This is a genomic window from Chlorogloea sp. CCALA 695, from assembly GCF_003003885.1.
GTDB lineage: Bacteria > Cyanobacteriota > Cyanobacteriia > Cyanobacteriales > Chroococcidiopsidaceae > Aliterella.
Genome location: NZ_PVWN01000016.1, coordinates 51,151 through 68,736, shown reverse-complemented (window position 1 = coordinate 68,736; position 17,586 = coordinate 51,151). Strand labels below are relative to the sequence as shown.

At 40.1% G+C, this 17,586-nt stretch carries 18 protein-coding genes and 1 pseudogene; 7 read left to right on the top strand and 12 right to left on the bottom strand.

Annotated features, from left to right (window positions below; translation table 11 throughout):
* Positions 1-20: 20 nt before the first annotated feature.
* From kaiB to C7B70_RS10975, 3 genes are all read left to right on the top strand, one after another.
* The gene (kaiB, locus tag C7B70_RS10985; protein ID WP_106369114.1) at positions 21-338 is read left to right on the top strand and encodes a circadian clock protein KaiB; all 318 of its coding nucleotides are present in this window, start codon (positions 21-23) and stop codon (positions 336-338) included.
* Positions 339-398: 60 nt separating this feature from the next.
* A complete protein-coding gene (gene kaiC / locus C7B70_RS10980; RefSeq protein WP_106369083.1) occupies positions 399-1,952 on the top strand; it encodes a circadian clock protein KaiC in 1,554 nt (517 codons plus the stop codon).
* Between the two features lie 148 nt (positions 1,953-2,100).
* Entirely contained in the window at positions 2,101-3,288 is a 1,188-nt protein-coding gene (locus tag C7B70_RS10975; protein WP_106369082.1) for a type I restriction endonuclease, read from the top strand.
* A 77-nt stretch (positions 3,289-3,365) separates the two neighbouring features.
* Here the strand turns inward: C7B70_RS10975 and C7B70_RS28315 are convergent, their stop codons facing one another.
* Both C7B70_RS28315 and acsF read right to left on the bottom strand, forming a co-directional pair.
* Positions 3,366-3,497 (bottom strand): hypothetical protein, encoded by a 132-nt coding sequence (locus C7B70_RS28315; protein WP_255409327.1) that lies wholly within the window; start codon positions 3,495-3,497, stop codon positions 3,366-3,368.
* A 278-nt stretch (positions 3,498-3,775) separates the two neighbouring features.
* Positions 3,776-4,852 (bottom strand): magnesium-protoporphyrin IX monomethyl ester (oxidative) cyclase, encoded by a 1,077-nt coding sequence (gene acsF / locus C7B70_RS10970; protein WP_106369081.1) that lies wholly within the window; start codon positions 4,850-4,852, stop codon positions 3,776-3,778.
* A gap of 244 nt (positions 4,853-5,096) precedes the next feature.
* Here acsF and C7B70_RS10965 point away from each other — a divergent pair, with 244 nt between their 5' ends.
* Positions 5,097-5,606, top strand: a complete 510-nt coding sequence (locus C7B70_RS10965) for an NINE protein (protein WP_106369113.1) — start codon at positions 5,097-5,099, stop codon at positions 5,604-5,606.
* Here C7B70_RS10965 and C7B70_RS10960 read toward each other — a convergent pair.
* The 4 genes and pseudogenes from C7B70_RS10960 to C7B70_RS10945 all read right to left on the bottom strand — a co-directional run.
* Positions 5,603-6,052 (bottom strand): annotated as a pseudogene (locus C7B70_RS10960) (DUF2996 domain-containing protein); the annotation flags it as partial. The gene C7B70_RS10965 and the pseudogene C7B70_RS10960 sit on opposite strands and share 4 nt — an antisense overlap.
* Positions 6,053-6,360: 308 nt before the next feature.
* Positions 6,361-7,581, bottom strand: coding sequence for a mannosyltransferase family protein (locus C7B70_RS10955; protein ID WP_106369080.1), 1,221 nt, complete (start codon positions 7,579-7,581; stop codon positions 6,361-6,363).
* On the bottom strand, positions 7,582-9,006 hold the full coding sequence (locus C7B70_RS10950) for a DUF2079 domain-containing protein (protein WP_106369079.1): 1,425 nt from the start codon (positions 9,004-9,006) through the stop codon (positions 7,582-7,584).
* 22 nt (positions 9,007-9,028) lie between these two features.
* The gene (locus C7B70_RS10945; RefSeq protein WP_106369078.1) at positions 9,029-9,547 is read right to left on the bottom strand and encodes a hypothetical protein; all 519 of its coding nucleotides are present in this window, start codon (positions 9,545-9,547) and stop codon (positions 9,029-9,031) included.
* 203 nt (positions 9,548-9,750) lie between these two features.
* Between C7B70_RS10945 and C7B70_RS10940 the strand changes: the two genes are divergently transcribed.
* Positions 9,751-10,743 (top strand): DnaJ C-terminal domain-containing protein, encoded by a 993-nt coding sequence (locus tag C7B70_RS10940; protein ID WP_106369077.1) that lies wholly within the window; start codon positions 9,751-9,753, stop codon positions 10,741-10,743.
* A 61-nt stretch (positions 10,744-10,804) separates the two neighbouring features.
* On the opposite strand, the gene C7B70_RS10935 is transcribed toward C7B70_RS10940, so the two are convergent.
* The 4 genes from C7B70_RS10935 to C7B70_RS10920 form a co-directional block, all read right to left on the bottom strand.
* Positions 10,805-11,041 (bottom strand): hypothetical protein, encoded by a 237-nt coding sequence (locus tag C7B70_RS10935; protein WP_106369076.1) that lies wholly within the window; start codon positions 11,039-11,041, stop codon positions 10,805-10,807.
* Entirely contained in the window at positions 11,038-11,217 is a 180-nt protein-coding gene (locus tag C7B70_RS10930; protein ID WP_106369075.1) for a hypothetical protein, read from the bottom strand. Before C7B70_RS10930 ends, C7B70_RS10935 begins: the two co-directional genes overlap by 4 nt.
* A 133-nt stretch (positions 11,218-11,350) precedes the next feature.
* Positions 11,351-11,884, bottom strand: coding sequence for a redoxin domain-containing protein (locus C7B70_RS10925; RefSeq protein ID WP_106369074.1), 534 nt, complete (start codon positions 11,882-11,884; stop codon positions 11,351-11,353).
* Between the two features lie 101 nt (positions 11,885-11,985).
* Positions 11,986-12,597: a peroxiredoxin gene (locus C7B70_RS10920; RefSeq protein ID WP_106369073.1), complete on the bottom strand. Its 612-nt coding sequence runs from the start codon at positions 12,595-12,597 to the stop codon at positions 11,986-11,988.
* 139 nt (positions 12,598-12,736) lie between these two features.
* Here C7B70_RS10920 and C7B70_RS10915 point away from each other — a divergent pair, with 139 nt between their 5' ends.
* Entirely contained in the window at positions 12,737-14,704 is a 1,968-nt protein-coding gene (locus tag C7B70_RS10915) for an amylo-alpha-1,6-glucosidase (protein ID WP_106369072.1), read from the top strand.
* 13 nt (positions 14,705-14,717) lie between these two features.
* Complete coding sequence (locus tag C7B70_RS10910) at positions 14,718-15,059, top strand: tetratricopeptide repeat protein (protein WP_106369071.1); 342 nt, start codon at positions 14,718-14,720, stop codon at positions 15,057-15,059.
* Positions 15,060-15,427: 368 nt separating this feature from the next.
* Here the strand turns inward: C7B70_RS10910 and C7B70_RS10905 are convergent, their stop codons facing one another.
* A complete protein-coding gene (locus C7B70_RS10905) occupies positions 15,428-16,114 on the bottom strand; it encodes a hypothetical protein (RefSeq protein WP_106369070.1) in 687 nt (228 codons plus the stop codon).
* 333 nt (positions 16,115-16,447) lie between these two features.
* On the bottom strand, positions 16,448-17,578 hold the full coding sequence (locus C7B70_RS10900) for an integrase (RefSeq protein ID WP_106369069.1): 1,131 nt from the start codon (positions 17,576-17,578) through the stop codon (positions 16,448-16,450).
* Positions 17,579-17,586 lie beyond the last annotated feature (8 nt).

Here is a 17,586-nt window from a genome sequence, read left to right as displayed (position 1 = left end):
TCGCCTTATTTATTTACTTTATGAATACTTTAAAAAAAGCTTACATTCTCAAGCTTTACGTTGCTGGCAATACTCCTAATTCTATTCGGGCTTTAAAAATGCTCAAAGATATCATGGAGCAAGAATTTAAAGGAGTATACATTCTCAAAGTAATCGATGTTCTCAAAAACCCTCATTTAGCAGAGGAAGATAAAATTTTAGCTATCCCAACTTTATCGAAAGTTTTGCCGCTCCCAGTTCGACGGATCATTGGCGACCTTTCTGATCGAGAAAAGGTATTAGTCGGCTTAAATTTGTTTTATGACGAACTACAAGACGAAGAATACCTAAATAGTTAATAGCAGCTATCTTAAATCAAAATAATAATTATATAGTTTTAAAATCCAGCTTTAATAAAAATGAACGACAATAGCCAAGTTTTAGACTCCTACAGTTTTCCTAATAAAGGCGTACAAAAACTGCGGACAATGATTGAAGGCTTTGACGAGTTAAGTCAAGGAGGTTTGCCAATGGGGAGAACGACCTTAGTTAGCGGCACTTCTGGCACAGGAAAAACTTTATTTTCTTTGCAATTCCTTTACAATGGCATAGTTTTTTTTGACGAGCCGGGAATATTTGTAACCTTTGAAGAAACCCCGGCAGATATTATTAAAAACACTTGGGGTATGGGGTGGGATTTACAAAAAATCATTGATGAAGGCAAGTTATTTATTTTAGATGCTTCTCCCGATCCAGAAGGACAAGAAGTGGTAGGAAACTTCGATCTTTCAGCATTAATTGAACGCTTACACTACGCGATTACAAAGTATAAAGCCAAGCGAGTTTCTATAGATTCAATTACCGCTTTATTTCAACAATACGAAGCTTCCTCCGTAGTTCGGCGAGAGATTTTTCGGTTGGTAGCGCGTCTAAAACAAATTGGCGTAACAACAATTATGACCACAGAACGCACCGAAGAATACGGGCCTGTAGCACGGTTTGGAGTTGAAGAATTTGTATCAGACAATGTAACTATTGTTCGTAATGTTTTAGAAGGAGAACGTCGCCGCCGGACGATTGAAATCTTAAAATTGCGCGGTTCTACGCACATGAAAGGGGAGTATCCTTTAACAATTGGTAACGAAGGGTTTAATATTTTTCCTTTAGGTGCAATGCAACTAACTCAAAGGTCATCTAATATTAGGGTTTCTTCTGGAATAGACACTTTAGACAAAATGTGCGGTGGCGGTTTTTTTCAAGACTCAATTATCTTAGTTACAGGAGCTACAGGGACGGGTAAAACCTTGCTTGTGAGTAAGTTTGTAGAAAATGCTTGCAAAAATGGCGATCGCGCTTTAATGTTTGCCTACGAAGAATCCCGCGCTCAGTTGTCGCGCAATGCCTATTCGTGGGGAATAGACTTTGAAGAAATGGAGCGAAAAGGCTTACTAAAAATTATTTGTGCTTACCCCGAATCGACAGGATTAGAAGATCATTTACAAATTATTAAGGCAGAAATTGCTGATTTTAAGCCGTCTCGAATTGCCATAGATTCACTGTCAGCTTTGGCGCGGGGAGTTAGCAACAATGCCTTTCGTCAATTTGTAATTGGGGTGACAGGTTACGCCAAGCAAGAAGAAATTACCGGATTTTTTACAAATACCTCTGAGCAGTTTATGGGAGCAACTTCTATTACTGATTCACAGATTTCTACAATTACCGATACTATTTTAATGTTGCAATACGTAGAAATTCGCAGCGAAATGTCAAGGGCAATCAATGTATTTAAAATGCGGGGTTCTTGGCATGATAAAGGCATCCGCGAATATACAATTAGCGCTGATGGACCGCAGATTACTGACTCTTTTCGCAATTATGAACGCATTATTAGCGGTTCTCCTAATCGAATTGCTATCGATGAAAAAAGCGAGTTGTCACGGATAGTACAAAGTTTTAAAGATACTGAAGGCTAAAGTTAGGTGTCAAATTTTTTGGTAATTGCTCGGCTGCAAGCCGAGTAGCAATAACAGATGCTAAAACTTGAGCAACTATAGTAATAAGTAGCAAGTTATTGGGAACACTTTGTATACAGATAGTTTTTAGCTGTATATAAGGACAAATATGGGTTTCTCAGAAGATATTGCAAAGCTTTCAGAACAAGTCCGTAAGCGCGTTGAACAGGTTGTTGGCGAAGAAGCGACTAAAATGGCTCTGATTCAGCCTTTTTTAAGCGTTCTTGGCTATGATGTTTACGATCCTACAGAAGTTATGCCTGAATACGTGGCAGACTTTGCAACTAAAAAGGCAGGTCAATTTGAAAAAGTCGATTATGCTTTGGCTATCAACGGCACTATTGTTATGCTCGTAGAGGCAAAAGACCGTGTACAAAAAGCCGAAGCGCATGATGGGCAACTAAGTCGCTATTTTAATGGGCTGCTTAAAACAAAAGTTGCTATTGTTACCAATGGTATTGAATACCGCTTTTTCACCGATTTACGCGACAAAAATCATATGGACAAAGAGCCTTTTTTCGGCTTTAATGTTCTTGATTACAACTCCAAAGAAATTGAGAATCTAAAGTTTTTCCATCGTAATCATTTTGATGCCGCCGTTATTAGTAGACAAGCGGAGGAGATGGTTTATGTGAAAGGTATGACTCAGCTTGTCGGTAATCTTCTGCGTTCGCCTTCTGAAGATTTTGTTCGCTTTTTAGTAACAGAGTTAGGCAAAGTTGCTCTTAGTTATGAAGTTCAAGGTCGAATTACAGGTAAAGTTCTTGAGAAGTTTGAGCCGATTGTCAAAAAGTCAATTCAAAGCAGTTTATTAGAATTAATGACCCGTTCTCTTAATCAAGAAATGGCTCAAGCTGCTGAAATTAGCAAAACCCCCAAACTATCAGAAGTAGAAGATGTTGAGGAAAATTTGCAAGAAGAAGAATCAGAATGCTCAAAAATAGTAACGACGGAAGAAGAACTCAAAGCATTTGACAAGATCAAAACGATCGCAGAAACATCAACACATTACAAATTAGAAGTAAAGTACAAAGACACTATCTCCTACTCTGGATTGAATCTTGGGAAAACTACGTGGTGGTTTCTACGGTTATACTTGTCTGCTCAAAAGAAAATTCTTGTCACTAGGTTATTTGTCGATGAGGCACAGTCACTAACACCAGACTTTCAAGTACATGAAGTACCATCTCAACTAGGAGATACCGCATCAAAAATAATGATTTCCGACATAAGCGATCTAGATAATCTTGCACCACTTATTCTTAGGTGTTATGAGTTAGAAGCTGCGAAACACTAAAAATTATAACTCAACTATTAAGATTGATATGGGTTAAAGGAGTAATATTTTATTTTTGCTTTAACCCTTATTTGTATTTAGGGGCAATTAAGTAGTTCATAATCCTCAATTTCCTGTTGAAGATCGTTTAACTGACTTTCCACGGCTGACTTTTTAACTGCCCATAACAGTAGGTTATCTTGCTTAATTTCTCCTGAACATTCAGTCAATTTTGCTAGTGCTTGCTTAAATTTCTGCACTTAAACCTTAGTAAAACTGTACTGTTGCTCGTTTTCAATCATGGTTGCTACCTTAAAAATAGAGAGTTTTTTAGCAAGTTAAGGCAATCAGAAATTAGGTACGATTTTATCTAAATTGCGGACTCTTTGATTGAGCGATCGCTTTTGTTACTTCAAGGCATCCACTTTAAAACAATTTCCACCCGATTATCAATAAAAAAGTGGCTCCGCTTGATGCAGAACCACCTGTAATACCAAACTGCTAAAATTTACTGGACTTTACCTTGAATAGAAACCATATCAATTGGCTTCATTAGGTATAAGCGCACAAATTGCCAACCATTAGAAACGTATAAAGGTAGCTTTCGGAATAGTTGCAATACTTTGGGCGTAGAGGAATTAGCGATCGCACTCAACTTATCATTATTCTGAGTACAAGTCTCTAGGCGATCATAAAATTGTGGGTTTTTCACATCCAAAATGATCGGAAACACTCGCCCCGCCGTTTCGTTTGTTTTTTCAATTACCTGCTTGTCGTAATCTCGCGCATCTAAGCCAATAGAAGCATAAAACTTCGAGCGCCCAATGTCGTTGAGATACATTGTCCCAAACACTGACAGCAAAAAGAACCGACACCATAACCGGGCTTTCCAATCATTCAACATTTGCGGCTGAGACTTCATCATGGCATCAAAAAAGTCACCATGCCGATTTTCGTCTTGACACCAATTCTCAAAAAAGCGGAATATAGGATAAATCCGATTTTCGGGATGAGCGGCTAAGTGACGATAAATCAATATGTACCGCCAGTAACCAATTTTTTCTGATAAGTAAGTCGCGTAGAAAATAAACTTAGGCTTAAAAAAGGTGTATTTGCGACTTTTGGTTAAAAAGCCCAAGTCTAAGGACAAATTAAAGTCTGAGAGCGCCTTATTTAAAAAGCCTGCATGACGCGCTTCGTCTCGCGACATCAAGCTAAAACACTCTGCAAGTAGGGGGTTTTTGTCTTTCAAGCGACGGCTGAGTTCTTTGTAAAGTAAAAAGCCCGAAAACTCCGCCGTACAAGAACGTTCTAAAAATTCTACAAATACTTGGCGAGTTTCGCCGTCTATATGCTCCCAAGATTGCTCAAACTCAGCATCGCGGGTAAAGTGATAGCGATTGTAATCAATACGAAATTCCTCTACTAGCGCTCTTAGCTCGGCTTCATTTACCGAGAGATCCATTTGCGCCATTTCTTCAAAGTCGGTGGTGTAAAACCGAGGTGTGAGGAGGGTTTCCTTTGAGGGGACTTTTACCCCCGGACGCATTTCTTCAAAGCTCGGTTTTTTAAGGGAATCTACCATGTCTTTTTTTAATCTCTTTTGACGAAAGGTAGCGTGCTAATGCTTTATTTACGCTCTTTATGGATTTTAGTTTAACAATCCTAGAGGCGAAGTCTCTTAGTAGTTACGTTAAGAGTTGCAACATTAAGGCAAATTTTGTAACTAATCTTTAACTGATACCGGAACTAATGCCCAAATAGTTGTTGTCACTTAGTCAGTAGTGGCGCGAAAATATATCTATCAAGCGCTAATTTTAGGTAGCCCAATGATGAACCACGAACCACCACAAAAGCCAGAGACTAAAGTATCCAGCGCTTATATTCTCTGGCTTGCTTGCTTACTGCAATTACACGGCTTACATCGGTTGTACAATGGCAAAGTTTTTACAGGCTTTTTGTGGCTGTTTACTTTAGGGTTATTTGGGGTAGGTCAAGTAATCGATCTGGTGCTAATTCCCAATATGGTAGACGAGCATAATACTAAACTTCGAGCCAGACTAGGAGTATCGGAAGTTGGTGTACCTTTGTACCAGGCTGTAGTTGCCACTAGCGTTATCAATCTTAAACAAACGCGATCGCAATTAATGATGAAATTGCTCAAAGCGGCAGATAATCGGGGGGGGACTCTGTCCGTTACTCAAGCTGTAATGGATACTGAGGCTAGTTTTGCCGAAGTAGAGACGACTTTAAAAGAGATGCTGAAAACTGGGTATGTAGCAATTGATAACCACCCCGATAGTGGAGTGGTTATTTATCACTTTTTAGAATTGAGTTAGTTTCTCGTTAACCATTTTTGACCATTTAAGCGCTGAATTACGCCAAATACAAGCAAATCTAGCGTTACTTTGCGTTCGTCAATTAAAAACGATTCTAAGGTACTTGGTTTAGAGCCTTCGTTGCAGGAAAAACCTCTTTGTCCTTGGATATCTTCTTGAGGAAAATAGACGTTAAATTGACGCAAACCGTTGTACAAACTACCTGTTACTTGCCAACAATCGCTAGAATCATAACCTGCGATCGCAACTTTTTGTTTAGTAAATTCTAAATTGGCTTCGGGTACTCCCTGAGTTGTCAAGGCTTTTTGCAATGCTGGTAAGTAGTATTGCTGCATAAATTCAGCAAAAGGCTTATCTTCAACTGCTGGAGCTTTTTCTTTTTTAGCGGCGGGTTTATCAGCAGGAGCGGTTTTTTTTGGTGGTTTGGCACTAGATGCTGATTCGTCCGGGGTGGAGGCTTCGGTAGTGGGTTTTTCTCCCGTCGCATTAGGATTGACTTCGGGATCTAGCGCCGTAGGATCGGGCGCATTGGCAGTGGGAATATCAGTAGCCTCCGCCTCAGATGTACTATGAAGATGCTCTTGAACTATGCTAGGGGCTTGTTCTTCAACGGTACTTGGTGGAGCATTTTCTCCCGCAGTTTTCCCAATGGGGGCTTGGGCTTCAGGAGAATTATTTGAAGTATTATCTGCCATGATGGGGGTGTAAAAAGGAATTACTTTTACAGTCATTTTGACACAGGGAAGCGTTAATTCTAAGCTACCCACAGGTGTTGAGCAAAGCGTAAAGAGTAGAGAATAAGTAAAAGGAGGAAGAAAGCGCTAACTATATATCCCGTGCGCGGATAGCGGGATAATACAATGCCTAGAGAAACCGCAACACTAACAATTGCATAAATATAGCGCTCGACGGAGGTTGTTCGCCCCGTACTCAAAATTACAGCATAGCTACAAATGCCGTAAGTAACTAAGGTATTGCTAAGTTGAGAGCGACAATACCATCGTAAATAAATTCCCCCAAAAGCCGTTGCAGTATTTATTAAAGGATTCCCCGCAACTAACCAGAAAACAAATCCTAAAAAGCAGACACCATAACTACGTAGCTTAAAACGAGATTTCCACAACAAATAGCCGCTAACGCAAATAACTCCAATTATTAATGGATGCCAAGCATCAACAATTGTCCCGCGCTGCCAATTTCTTGTCCCTACAGCAACCTGCATAAGCATTTTTAGCCAATCTTGCCCAAAAAAATCCTGTGCTGGTTGCCAAGCTTTCTGGACGCGAATAAAAGCCAAGGCATCTTGAAAATAAATTTGACAATACAGGCTATAAAAAAATACCCCTAAACCCGTAGCTAAACTAGCAATATAAGCCTTTAATTTTCGACCTTCTCGCCAAGATACAATTAAAAATGTTGGAATTAGCGCGATCGCTGTTGGACGAGTGGCGGTAGCTAGAAATCCCCCCAAAACAACCCATCCATAGCGCTTTTGCTCAAAGGCGCGTAAGGCTACAGCGCTAAACAATAAATATAACCCCTCTGAATAAATAACCGTGCCAAAAATAGAAAGGGGAAACAGAGTTAAAACAACGGTAGTCCAACGAGCAATACTTTTACTATGACTGGTTGCTACCCAGTTATGGATAAAAATTAACGCCGCTAAAAAAGCTAAATTATTGACTAAAGTACCTGCCACTACAAAGGGCAAACCTAAAGTCATTAATCCCCGTACCAGAAGCGGAAATAAAGGGAAAAAAGCCACCGAATGGGGAGTATTGTGGCCAAAAACCGCAATGCGTTCATAAAAGTCACTATCCCAAGCTGCAAAGACATCCCAGCCTACTGTAACGGCAATTCCTCCGGGGGGTGCGGGTAACAATGGTGCGATCGCCAGCATTACTATATAAATACTTAAGCGACTCAATAACCATAAACAGAGTGGAAACAATAACCGATATTTCCAGGTTTGCATCTACTTTTTGCTAAATAGATAAACATCATCTTGCTGGTACTTCAAGCTAAATTCTGGGGCTTTTTGCAATTTATCTACTAAAATCTGGGCAAACTCTGAATTACTCGCCCATCCAGGATGACGCACATTGAGAAGAAAATAATCAAACTCCTGGAGATTGACAGAGGGAGTTTCTGCATTAGTAAACTTAATTAATTGTCTATGGGCTAAATGTGGGGCAATTTCCGCCGTTGTCATTACACCACCTTGAGTTTGAATTTGAGAAATCGCCTGGTTTGTAGCTTGCCAAGTATCTGCATACTCTAGATATCTGTCGCCAAAATAAGTAAACTTTGCTAGTAGCAAAAATGTTACTAGCGACCATAAAATAATTGCTCGTTTGTTTTGCACCCAGGCTTTACCTACAGATAGACTAGAAATGACTGCTAAAAGCAGAAATGGTAAAGCAGGCAAAGAGTATTGATGAATTAAATCTTTTTGCGCCTGGTAGTCAGTAAGTATATTGAGTGCAATGCAAGGTATAGCGCCGATTAAAGGTTTTAGGCTATACACGGAAAGCCCCCAAGCGACAGGGATAAATAGCAAAACTAAATATCCTAAATTGGCTAAAGATAAAATTTTCCCTAAAACAAGCCCTGGATTTAATAAGAGATTTTGAGCAATTTCGCCAATAGAATTACCCAAATAGCTATAACGTCCTACGGCGGCGACTTCTTTCCCACTAAAAAAGGGAATAATAACTTGAGTGCTGATTAAAAACCAGCTAATACCAGCAAAAATAGCGATCGCACCACACCAACGCCTTTTTTCACAGATTAATAGCCAAACTCCCATCGCTACAACCGTTAAGGACAAGACTTCCTTACACGCCAAAACGATTAAAATAGCCCAACAAAACCAGCCAATTTGTCCCAATTGTGCTGCTAAAATTGCTCCTAAAAGTGCTGGTAAAGCAATAACTTCTGGGTGGAAATCAAATAAATTAACATTAAATACTAAGGGATATAGCAGATAAGTTACTGCAAGGGCGATCGCAATATCTGCCTTTAATCCTCGATGAAAGGCAATATACCCAGTAAACACAGCCCCCGATGCTAAAACTAACGCCTGCACCGCAAACAACCAATAAACGCTAGGGTGAATCAGGTATAGCAAAGCCAAGGGATAAAAAATAAAAGCTGCATGATCGCCCAAAATATGAAATCCCATCAGCGAGGAAATCGGCGTTTCTCCTTGGCTAATCAAATAAACTGCTTGGTCAAAAATAGCTAAATCAAAAGCTGTTGATTGAAACAATATATGGCGTGAAGCACTGCATACAAACAAGATTAGGGCGGAGGCGCAAGTTACGCACATTAAAGTTTTATGCTGTGGCGTTATGGGGGGAACTGCGATCGCTTCTTTCGTAGTATTTTTGGACTCCATCAGGTTTCCTGTAAAATTGTAGTTATTCTAGTAAAGTTTGTTTCAATTGGCTAAGGTTTTCAGGGCTAAGGTTAACTTTGACTTCAATATGCCCAATAGGATCGCGTAAAGTTAAAAGATATTTGCCATCAAGTTGTTGGCATTCGGTTTCAGGATTAGTCATTTCTACCGTTTCGTAGGAAACCTCTGGTAATCCAACGCGAATAATTAGCTGATTTTGGGATTGTGGAAATATATACAACTGCTGACGGCGAGTATCTAGTACAAGCTGGTAGGGTGTAGTATTGCGTTCGAGATCCGAATTTAGTTTGCACCAATAAACCGTAATCCCGCGAATTTGGGGATTATTAAGCGTAAAAAATTCATCAAAACGCTGTTTATCCCAATTAATTTTGTCTAACGCACCATCGGCGGGAATCAATCGCTGGGCGAAAGTTACGTCCTTATTGCCTAAACTAGACCACCATTGACTAATAAAAGCTAGGTTATCGGTGTTATCAGCTTTTTGGCTATTTTGCTGCCAAATAATTTTAGTTTGCATAGTTTAATTTTGATTAGAGGCGATGGAAAACCAGCATAATTTAAAATAGGACGGCAATTTCTGCAATTGATTGAGTAATAACTTAACTTGACCATGCTTTAAAGTCTGATAGGTTAAGCTCAAAGATTATAAGATTTTGACAGATTTATTCAGTAAATCGATATTTTAGAGAGAATATAACGGGGACTCTAGGAGGCTAGTAGATGGCTGCAACCGACTTTAAAGATTATTACGGCATTTTGGGACTAAATAAAACTGCCAGCAACGAAGAAATTAAACAAGCTTTTCGCAAACTAGCGCGTAAATATCACCCAGATGTTAATCCAGGAAACAAAGAAGCGGAAGCCCGGTTTAAGGAAGTTAGCGAGGCTTACGAGGTATTGTCAGACAAGGAAAAACGGCAAAAATACGATCAATTTGGTCAGTATTGGAAGCAAGCCGGACAAACCCCTTGGGCTGCTAAAAATACTAGGGCTAACTCTGACTTTAACGACGTTGAATTTGGTAAGTATACGAATTTTGATGAATTTATCAACGATTTACTAGGACGCTTTAACGAGCCTAGTAGCGCAGGTTCTAGCAATAGACAAGCTTACAATTATCGTACCTCTCCTGGCGCTACGGATTTTGGGGGTTTTGATAATGCTACGGCTAAAACGGCTCAAGACACTGAAGCAGCAGTTTCTCTAGGTTTCGGCGAGGCGTTTAATGGCGTACAAAAGCGCTTGAGTTTGGGTAATGAAACTATTGAAGTTCGCATTCCGGCGGGTGTTAAAGCTGGTAGTCGGGTACGAGTGCGCGGTAAAGGTCAAATTAACCCTTTAAGCCAACAACGAGGTGACTTGTACCTCAAAATAGACATCCTCCCACATTCATTTTTTCAATTTGAGGGAGATAATCTAACTTGCGAAGTTCCAATTACACCTGATGAAGCAGTGCTAGGCGCGTCAATTGATGTCCCCACACCTGATGGGATGGTAAAAGTAAATATTCCGGCGGGGATTCGCTCAGGTCAATCTTTACGACTACGGGGTAAGGGGTGGCGTTTAGCTAAAGATGGACGCAGCGATCAATTAGTTAAAATTGCGATCGCATCTCCCAAAGAAATCAGCCCCCAAGAGCGCGAGTATTATGAAAAAATCCGCGATCTCCGTACCTTTGACCCACGTAGTCATTTACAGCAAGTTAAGTTATGACTTACTAAAAATGGACAAGGACATACTTCCTCTGTCCATTTTTTGCTCAAACTAAGGACTCTTAGCTACGACCCTTAGCTCCGTCTATAGCTTCCTGCATCCGTTCCTCGCTCCACTCCTCCGCTTCAATTACAGCAATTGGTGGGCGCTCGTGCATCCGATCTACATAAGCATAAAAAGCTGATTGGTCTTTTCTGTGAGCAAGGACGTAAGCTCTTAAGTCTGTCTCAGACATTTTAGAAAAGTCTGGACGTTTTTGGGAATCGTCCCCCAACGTCAAAAATCCTAAATTAGTCATCGAATTTCTCTCCTCCCATTTTGGCTAATTTCTATTTGGATTGAGTCGCCTGCTAAAATCACTACCTTATTAGTGCGCTCGTCAATTCGTACCAAATGAATGCTCTTTAACGCCTCGCTTAAAAATACTGAATCCTGAAATAAAGCTAATAGCTGTTGTGGACTTGGCTTTATCAAGCTATTTCCTTGTGCATTACAAATACTTCGTCACTAAAACTATATTATTAGCTCTTTGCCATTTGTGCTTTCCTTCGGGATATAAAAGAGACGTTGCAATGCAACGTCTCTACAAAATTTATATATTTAATTTCTAAAATTGCTCTAGCAAGGTTTCAATACTGGCGTTATGAGCAAGGAAAGAAAATAGATGTTTGTAACGCAGCTTTCCTTGTATATCTGTGACAAGTTGCCCTGGTAAAGGCGCTCCCAAGGCTTGACCTAGTTTGTAAGAGTGAAACACCCGACAGCTAGGATCGCTCAGTAATGGCATTTTTAGGTTCAAATCGCTAATAACTTTTTTGCTTTGCGCTTCATCGGTACTAGCAATTAATAAAACCTCTACGCCCATAGCTGTAAACTTTTCGTAGTTTTCGTTCAAAGCTTTAATATGGGGAAAACAAAACGGACAATACTGCTTTTCGGTAAAAATGCGCGTAAAAGCAAGTAATACAGGCTGCTTGTTTCGGTATTCTGAAAATTTAATCGTGCGACTATTAGTAATATCTGGCAAACTAAAACCCGGTGCTAGTTCGCCTAGTGTTAAATCGTTGGTTGCGGGAATCGGAAAAAGATTACGGAAAAAACGCTCGTTGAATAATCCGCTAAAGTCGTTGGAAGTCAGCATAAATATTTATCTCCTTAAAAATATCAAAGCCCCAATTAGCTGTAGATATTTAATCTCTTAGCAATTGGGGCTTTTCAAGTTTAGTTTTTTACTGACAAGGCTTACACTGAAGCAAAAAAGACTTTTGACTTGATAGGGTCGGGAACCATTGTTTGATCGCCGGGTTGCCAACCTGCGGGGCAAACTTCATCAGGATGAGATTGCACGTACTGAATTGCTTGAAGTGTTCTTAGCGTCTCGTCTACACTACGCCCAAAGGACAAGTTGTTGATAGTAGCGTGTTGAATAACGCCATCTTTGTCGATAATGAACAAACCACGTAAAGCAACGCCAGCTTCTGGATCGAGTACATTATAAGCGGCGCTGATTTCTTTTTTGATATCCGAAACCAAAGGATAAGTTAAGTCGCCTACACCGCCGGATTTGCGATCGCTCTGAATCCAGGCTAGGTGTGAAAATTCGCTATCTACCGAAACTCCTAATACTTCTGTACCAATCTTGCTAAATTCAGCGAAGCGATCGCTAAAAGCAGTAATTTCTGTAGGGCAAACAAAAGTAAAATCTAAGGGATAGAAGAACAAAATGACGTATTTGCCACGATAATCAGATAGTTTAATTGTCTTAAATTCTTGATCGAATACGGCGGTAGCAGTAAAATCTGGCGCTGTCTGACCAACTCTCAAGCATCCTTCGGCTGCGTAAGTTAAAGGCATTAAATTAGTTCTCCTTGATGACTTATATGTTTGATCAATCCGTCTGTGGGCAATGATGTGCTAGATTTTGCCCAGATATGGAATAATTGTTTACGAACTGTTACGAATATATCATAGTCATAACGATTTTGAGTAGCAAATGGGCGATTTAGATACCAGAGAATGGTTGCTAACTAACGGGCTAGGAAGTTTTGCCAGTGGTACTGTCAGCGACGCTAGGACGCGGACTTATCACGGGTGGCTAGTAGCGGCGCTAAATCCCCCAAGTGATCGCACTTTATTGTTTTCCCATTTAGAAGCAAGTTTAGAAGTAAGTGGGGAAATGCAGGCGCTAGGGACAAATTTTTGGGGAAGTGGGAGCGTAGAACCGTTAGGCTACAAGCTGTTGCACTCTTTTAGTATTGAGCCAACTCCGACTTGGGTATGGGGTGAAGATGATTGGCAATTGACTAGACAAATAGTTATGCCCTACGAAGGGGATCATAGAGATAAGTTTTTGCATCGCATCTTGATTCAATACCGCTACGAAGGGAAAGAAGCCGCAACTTTACGGTTACGGTTGATGATTGGCGATCGCAATTTTCACCACCAACAAAAAGCCGAACCCAATTTACAGTTTTCTCAAGGTATAAAACAAAATCAGCTTTATTTGCAAGCAATTCGACCGGGACAAATAGGTACTCTTTGGCAGTTGCAATGGACAAAAGGAGAATATCAATTAGACCCTTTATGGAATTGGGATTATCAACTAATTGAAGAAACCAAACGGGGATTAGGCGATCGCGAAGACTTACATAGTCCAGGTTATTTAACAGTAAAATTATCACCAGGAGAAAGTTTAACTATCGAAGCAAGCTTAGGTACTCGTGACGCTTCATTAGTTAAAGACCAAGATTTTACTAGCGCAGTAGTTGCCCAGCAACGCAGATTTGAGCAATTATTTTCAACTTCTGCGTGTCCGCCATTACTACAAGCTGGGGATAGTTTTATAGTTTATCGTCAGTCAATTAATGGACTTAGTGCGATCGCTGGCTATCATTGGTTTAACGATTGGGGACGCGATACACTAATTGCTTTACCGGGACTTGCTTTAACTACCAAGCGTTTTGAATTAGCCAAAGGATTATTGCAAACATTTGGGCTTTATTGCCGTGATGGTTTGATTCCTAACGCTTTTCCCGATACCAATAACGAACCATATTACAACAGTCTTGATGCAACGCTGTGGTGGATCGAAGCCTTGGGACTGTATTTAGAAGCTACTCAAGATTGGGATTTTCTAGTTGAGCAATACCCCACTGTCAGGCAAATTTATAAAGCTTTTACGGCTGGCACAAAATTTAATATTCAAGTCGATGCGACCGATGGCTTGCTGGGTTGGGATGCGCCGGATGTCGCTTTAACGTGGATGGATGCCGTAATTGACGGTCAGCCAGTGACTCCGAGGCGCGGTAAGCCTGTAGAAATTAATGCCCTATGGTATTCGGCGTTATGTTGGTCTAGCAATTGGGCAGAGCGCTTATTCACGATTACTGGTAGCGATCGCTATCTAAGGCAAACTCAGTATTACCTAGGACAAGCACAGCAAGTCAAAGCCTCTTTGCAAAAATTCTGGAATCCGCTTAGTGGTTACTTATACGATTTAATTGAGCCAGATGATCGCCCTAATGCCCAAATCCGTCCTAATGCTGTTTTAGCGCTTTCTCTGCATCACTGTGGATTTAGCGAAGTTCAAGGACAAAGCATTATCCAAGTAGCAAAAAATCGCCTACTTACACCCTATGGCTTGCGGAGCCTCGATCCTGCCGATCTAGAGTATATAGGCAACTATGCCGGAAATGCTCAACACCGCGATCTTTCTTATCATCAAGGTACAGTGTGGATGTGGTTAATGGGTGCATTTATCCGGGCGTGGCAACGCTATTATCCCTCCGAAACACTCCCAATTAGCAAGCAACCTTTATTAGAGCATTTTTACAATTCTGGTTGTATTGGCTCAATATCAGAAATTTTTGATGGCGATCTGCCTCATGCTCCTCAAGGCGCGGTTTCTCAAGCTTGGTCTGTGGCTGAATTAATCCGCCACTGGCACGATATCAAGTTCTAAAGGAGTTGATCAAATGTCAAATTCAACATCAGGTTTAGCCGCTTTTGCAGCTAAAAATTATCTTGATGCCTTTAAATTATTAAAACCAATTGCCGAGCGAGGAGATGCGGAAGCGCAATGTATAGTTGCAAATATGTATCACTTAGGTTTGGGTTTAGAAAGGGACGTTTTAGAGGCAGTTAAGTGGTATAAGAAATCAGCCCAACAGGGCTATGGTGTAGCATCGAACAACTTAGCAGAAATTTTCGCGATTGGGGATCGGGGTATAGCTACTGATCGCACAAAAGCCGAGAAATGGTATCAAAAAGCTAAGGAGCAGAGGTTTTTACACTGTCGCAATCCACCAATTTCTTGACCTTAATAGAAAACTAGGGCATGATGCCCAACTCTATTATTCAATTTACGTCTAAATTTTTATGGCTCAGGGTGGATTTGAACCGCCGACCTCAGGCTTATGAGTCCCAAGCAGCTAGTTATCAAACCCCTGTTAGTTATGGCTTGCAGAATTATTGATAAAATTATGACTAAAGTTTGACTAAAACCTGGGGGTAGATTCCTGTTTGTGGTTCATAATTTCCCTGGCAATAGCAGCTACGTCTTGGCATTCCAAAAACCTTCTTACACACAATACGGGCTACTTACACAAGCTTAACCCCATAAAAGCGCTCGTCAAGCTGTATAGCGTTTTCCGGTACGGCTGAACCCTTCCCGTGTTTAGAACAACTACACAACTAAAGCGTTCTTTTTATTTCTAGTTCTGGAATACAGCAGTTTAGGGTTTGGTAATCCATGTATATGTGCTGCTGCATACTGGAATCTAACTTCTACGTTTGGTCTATACCTGGGAACTTTTACAGACTTTCCTAATATTATTTGTGTAGGTGGTTCATAGGGGTATTTAATTAACTCATCTTGATTTTTACATAGCTGCATATTTTTTAATACAAAAGTATCTGTTTGTATTGATAAGACTTTTAATATAAGTTCTCTAGCGTTTGATTCACTTCTAGATAGTAGTTGCAGCTGATAACCTTTATCCCAGTCTGAGTAACTATATAACTCCTTACCCTTCCTCCATATATACCCATTGTCTACACCAAATACCTCTTTAACCTTCCTAGCTAAAGTTGTTAAATTTGCATTGCTAAGGGTATTTGTTTCTTCCCCCATTATTCTAAAAGTTATCTTACCTTCTACTGGGGTATACCCTACCTGTACGTCTTCTTCATCTTCTTTAAAAAATAGCTCTACTTGTGGTTTAAACTTTCTTCTTACTTGGTACTCTCTTGATGGTTCACCGTATATAGTACCTATGTCTTTAGACTCTATAAGCTGATGTATAGCCATTATCTGAGTAATAACTGGCTTAAGCAATTTAGTATGCCCTTTTAGAATAATGCGATCGCTCATGGTCTACCCTCTGCTCAATATTTCTAATTGACTCTATCTCTACTGTATGTAGTTGACCTGATGCTGCTTGGCTTACTACCTTCTGTTGGGCAAAGTAGCCGCCAAAATGAGGTTGAGAAAAATAAAAATAAAATAATATTTATTATAGTTTAGGTGCTTTTTTACTTTGGGGTTGTGACAGAAGTCTGTAATCGTTACGGTGCATACTTTATAGCTGTCACAACCCCAAAAAATAGATTGTGACGGGGTTGTGACAGTATAGCCACTAAAAGGCTGTAACCTTTACTCTGTAATAGTTGTGGCTTGGAAGCTAAATAAGGGGGGTTGTGACAGCTAATTGTAGGGGGGTTGTGACAGCTGCGGTGGATAAGGACGATCCAATCGGTTAGCAAGTGCGTTAAATGCTTTTTTATGCACATCCTTACCAATCCAGTGATGGTACTGATCGCTGTGAACTTGCACACTGTGACCCATTTGTTTTGCTGCAAGTGAAATATCTAGCCCATACTCTAAAGAACGAACTGCCCAAGCGTGTCTAAGGTTGTAAGGCGCAAAGGGTATCTCTAGCCTTTTAAAAGCGTGTTGTACCCTACTACCTAAATCACTATTAGTTTTACCACTGCACTTAGGTATTTTGATTATATTTAATTCCCATTCTTCAGCCCATTCAGGGTATAGAGGGTAAACAAGCCTAGAACCTGTTTTACCATCAGTAACCCTCAACATAGGAAAGTCAGTAAAATCTATATAAAATAACTCATGATTCCTTAGCCCATAAGTTGCTAATATCCCATAAGCCCATTGCCAATCTAAAGCAGTTATTTTAGTAAACCATGTAGCTATAGTTAAATCATTAGGTAGGTTACGCGGTTGTACTTTACTAGGTGAGTATGTACCGCTATAAGGTTTAAAATTAACTTCTAATGATGCAAATTTTGCTATAGCATTTAGTGCTATTACTGCCCTTTTTCTGGTTCTAGTATCTGGTTCTGTGTTATGTATTACGCGAGTTAATGCTTCAACAGTCAGTGGTTCATTTTGGGGTAACTTACTAAAAACTCTAAGATAGTCACCTTTCCAAGTTGTTTCTGATTGGGGAGTACGCGATCGCTTTGCAAAGTAATCAACTTCAAATTTACTAACCCAATCATTAACTGTATGGCAAACACTAACTTCAGTAGCTTTTAAATAAGGTGTCCAGTCAAACTCACGGCAAGTAATTAAAGCACTTATCTTACGTGCTTGGGCTTCTGACTCCTTAATACCTGCTGGGTTAGCTTTAATACCTAAGTAATTTAAACTAATACGTTGTTGGTAGGGTGTTTTTTTAGTTGAGTTAGGTTTAGGGGGTAGTACACCACGTAACCGTAAACTATTACCTGCTAGTTCAATAAGTATGCCAGCGTTTGATGATTTAAGTCTACCGTTTGCCTGTTCAACCCGTCCTAAAATACTTAGATTCATAACTTAAT

Bases quoted from the DNA above. Each gene is read 5' to 3' on its own strand.
- C7B70_RS10925 (WP_106369074.1), bottom strand. From the start codon at position 11,884: ATGCTGACTTCCAACGACTTTAGCGGATTATTCAACGAGCGTTTTTTC.
- C7B70_RS10920 (WP_106369073.1), bottom strand. From the start codon at position 12,597: ATGCCTTTAACTTACGCAGCCGAAGGATGCTTGAGAGTTGGTCAGACA.
- C7B70_RS10910 (WP_106369071.1), top strand. From the start codon at position 14,718: ATGTCAAATTCAACATCAGGTTTAGCCGCTTTTGCAGCTAAAAATTAT.
- C7B70_RS10905 (WP_106369070.1), bottom strand. From the start codon at position 16,114: ATGAGCGATCGCATTATTCTAAAAGGGCATACTAAATTGCTTAAGCCA.
- C7B70_RS10955 (WP_106369080.1), bottom strand. From the start codon at position 7,581: ATGCAAACCTGGAAATATCGGTTATTGTTTCCACTCTGTTTATGGTTA.
- C7B70_RS10900 (WP_106369069.1), bottom strand. From the start codon at position 17,578: ATGAATCTAAGTATTTTAGGACGGGTTGAACAGGCAAACGGTAGACTT.
- C7B70_RS10915 (WP_106369072.1), top strand. From the start codon at position 12,737: ATGGGCGATTTAGATACCAGAGAATGGTTGCTAACTAACGGGCTAGGA.
- C7B70_RS10965 (WP_106369113.1), top strand. From the start codon at position 5,097: ATGATGAACCACGAACCACCACAAAAGCCAGAGACTAAAGTATCCAGC.
- kaiC (WP_106369083.1), top strand. From the start codon at position 399: ATGAACGACAATAGCCAAGTTTTAGACTCCTACAGTTTTCCTAATAAA.
- C7B70_RS10945 (WP_106369078.1), bottom strand. From the start codon at position 9,547: ATGCAAACTAAAATTATTTGGCAGCAAAATAGCCAAAAAGCTGATAAC.
- kaiB (WP_106369114.1), top strand. From the start codon at position 21: ATGAATACTTTAAAAAAAGCTTACATTCTCAAGCTTTACGTTGCTGGC.
- C7B70_RS10935 (WP_106369076.1), bottom strand. From the start codon at position 11,041: ATGACTAATTTAGGATTTTTGACGTTGGGGGACGATTCCCAAAAACGT.
- C7B70_RS10950 (WP_106369079.1), bottom strand. From the start codon at position 9,006: ATGGAGTCCAAAAATACTACGAAAGAAGCGATCGCAGTTCCCCCCATA.
- C7B70_RS10940 (WP_106369077.1), top strand. From the start codon at position 9,751: ATGGCTGCAACCGACTTTAAAGATTATTACGGCATTTTGGGACTAAAT.
- C7B70_RS10975 (WP_106369082.1), top strand. From the start codon at position 2,101: ATGGGTTTCTCAGAAGATATTGCAAAGCTTTCAGAACAAGTCCGTAAG.
- acsF (WP_106369081.1), bottom strand. From the start codon at position 4,852: ATGGTAGATTCCCTTAAAAAACCGAGCTTTGAAGAAATGCGTCCGGGG.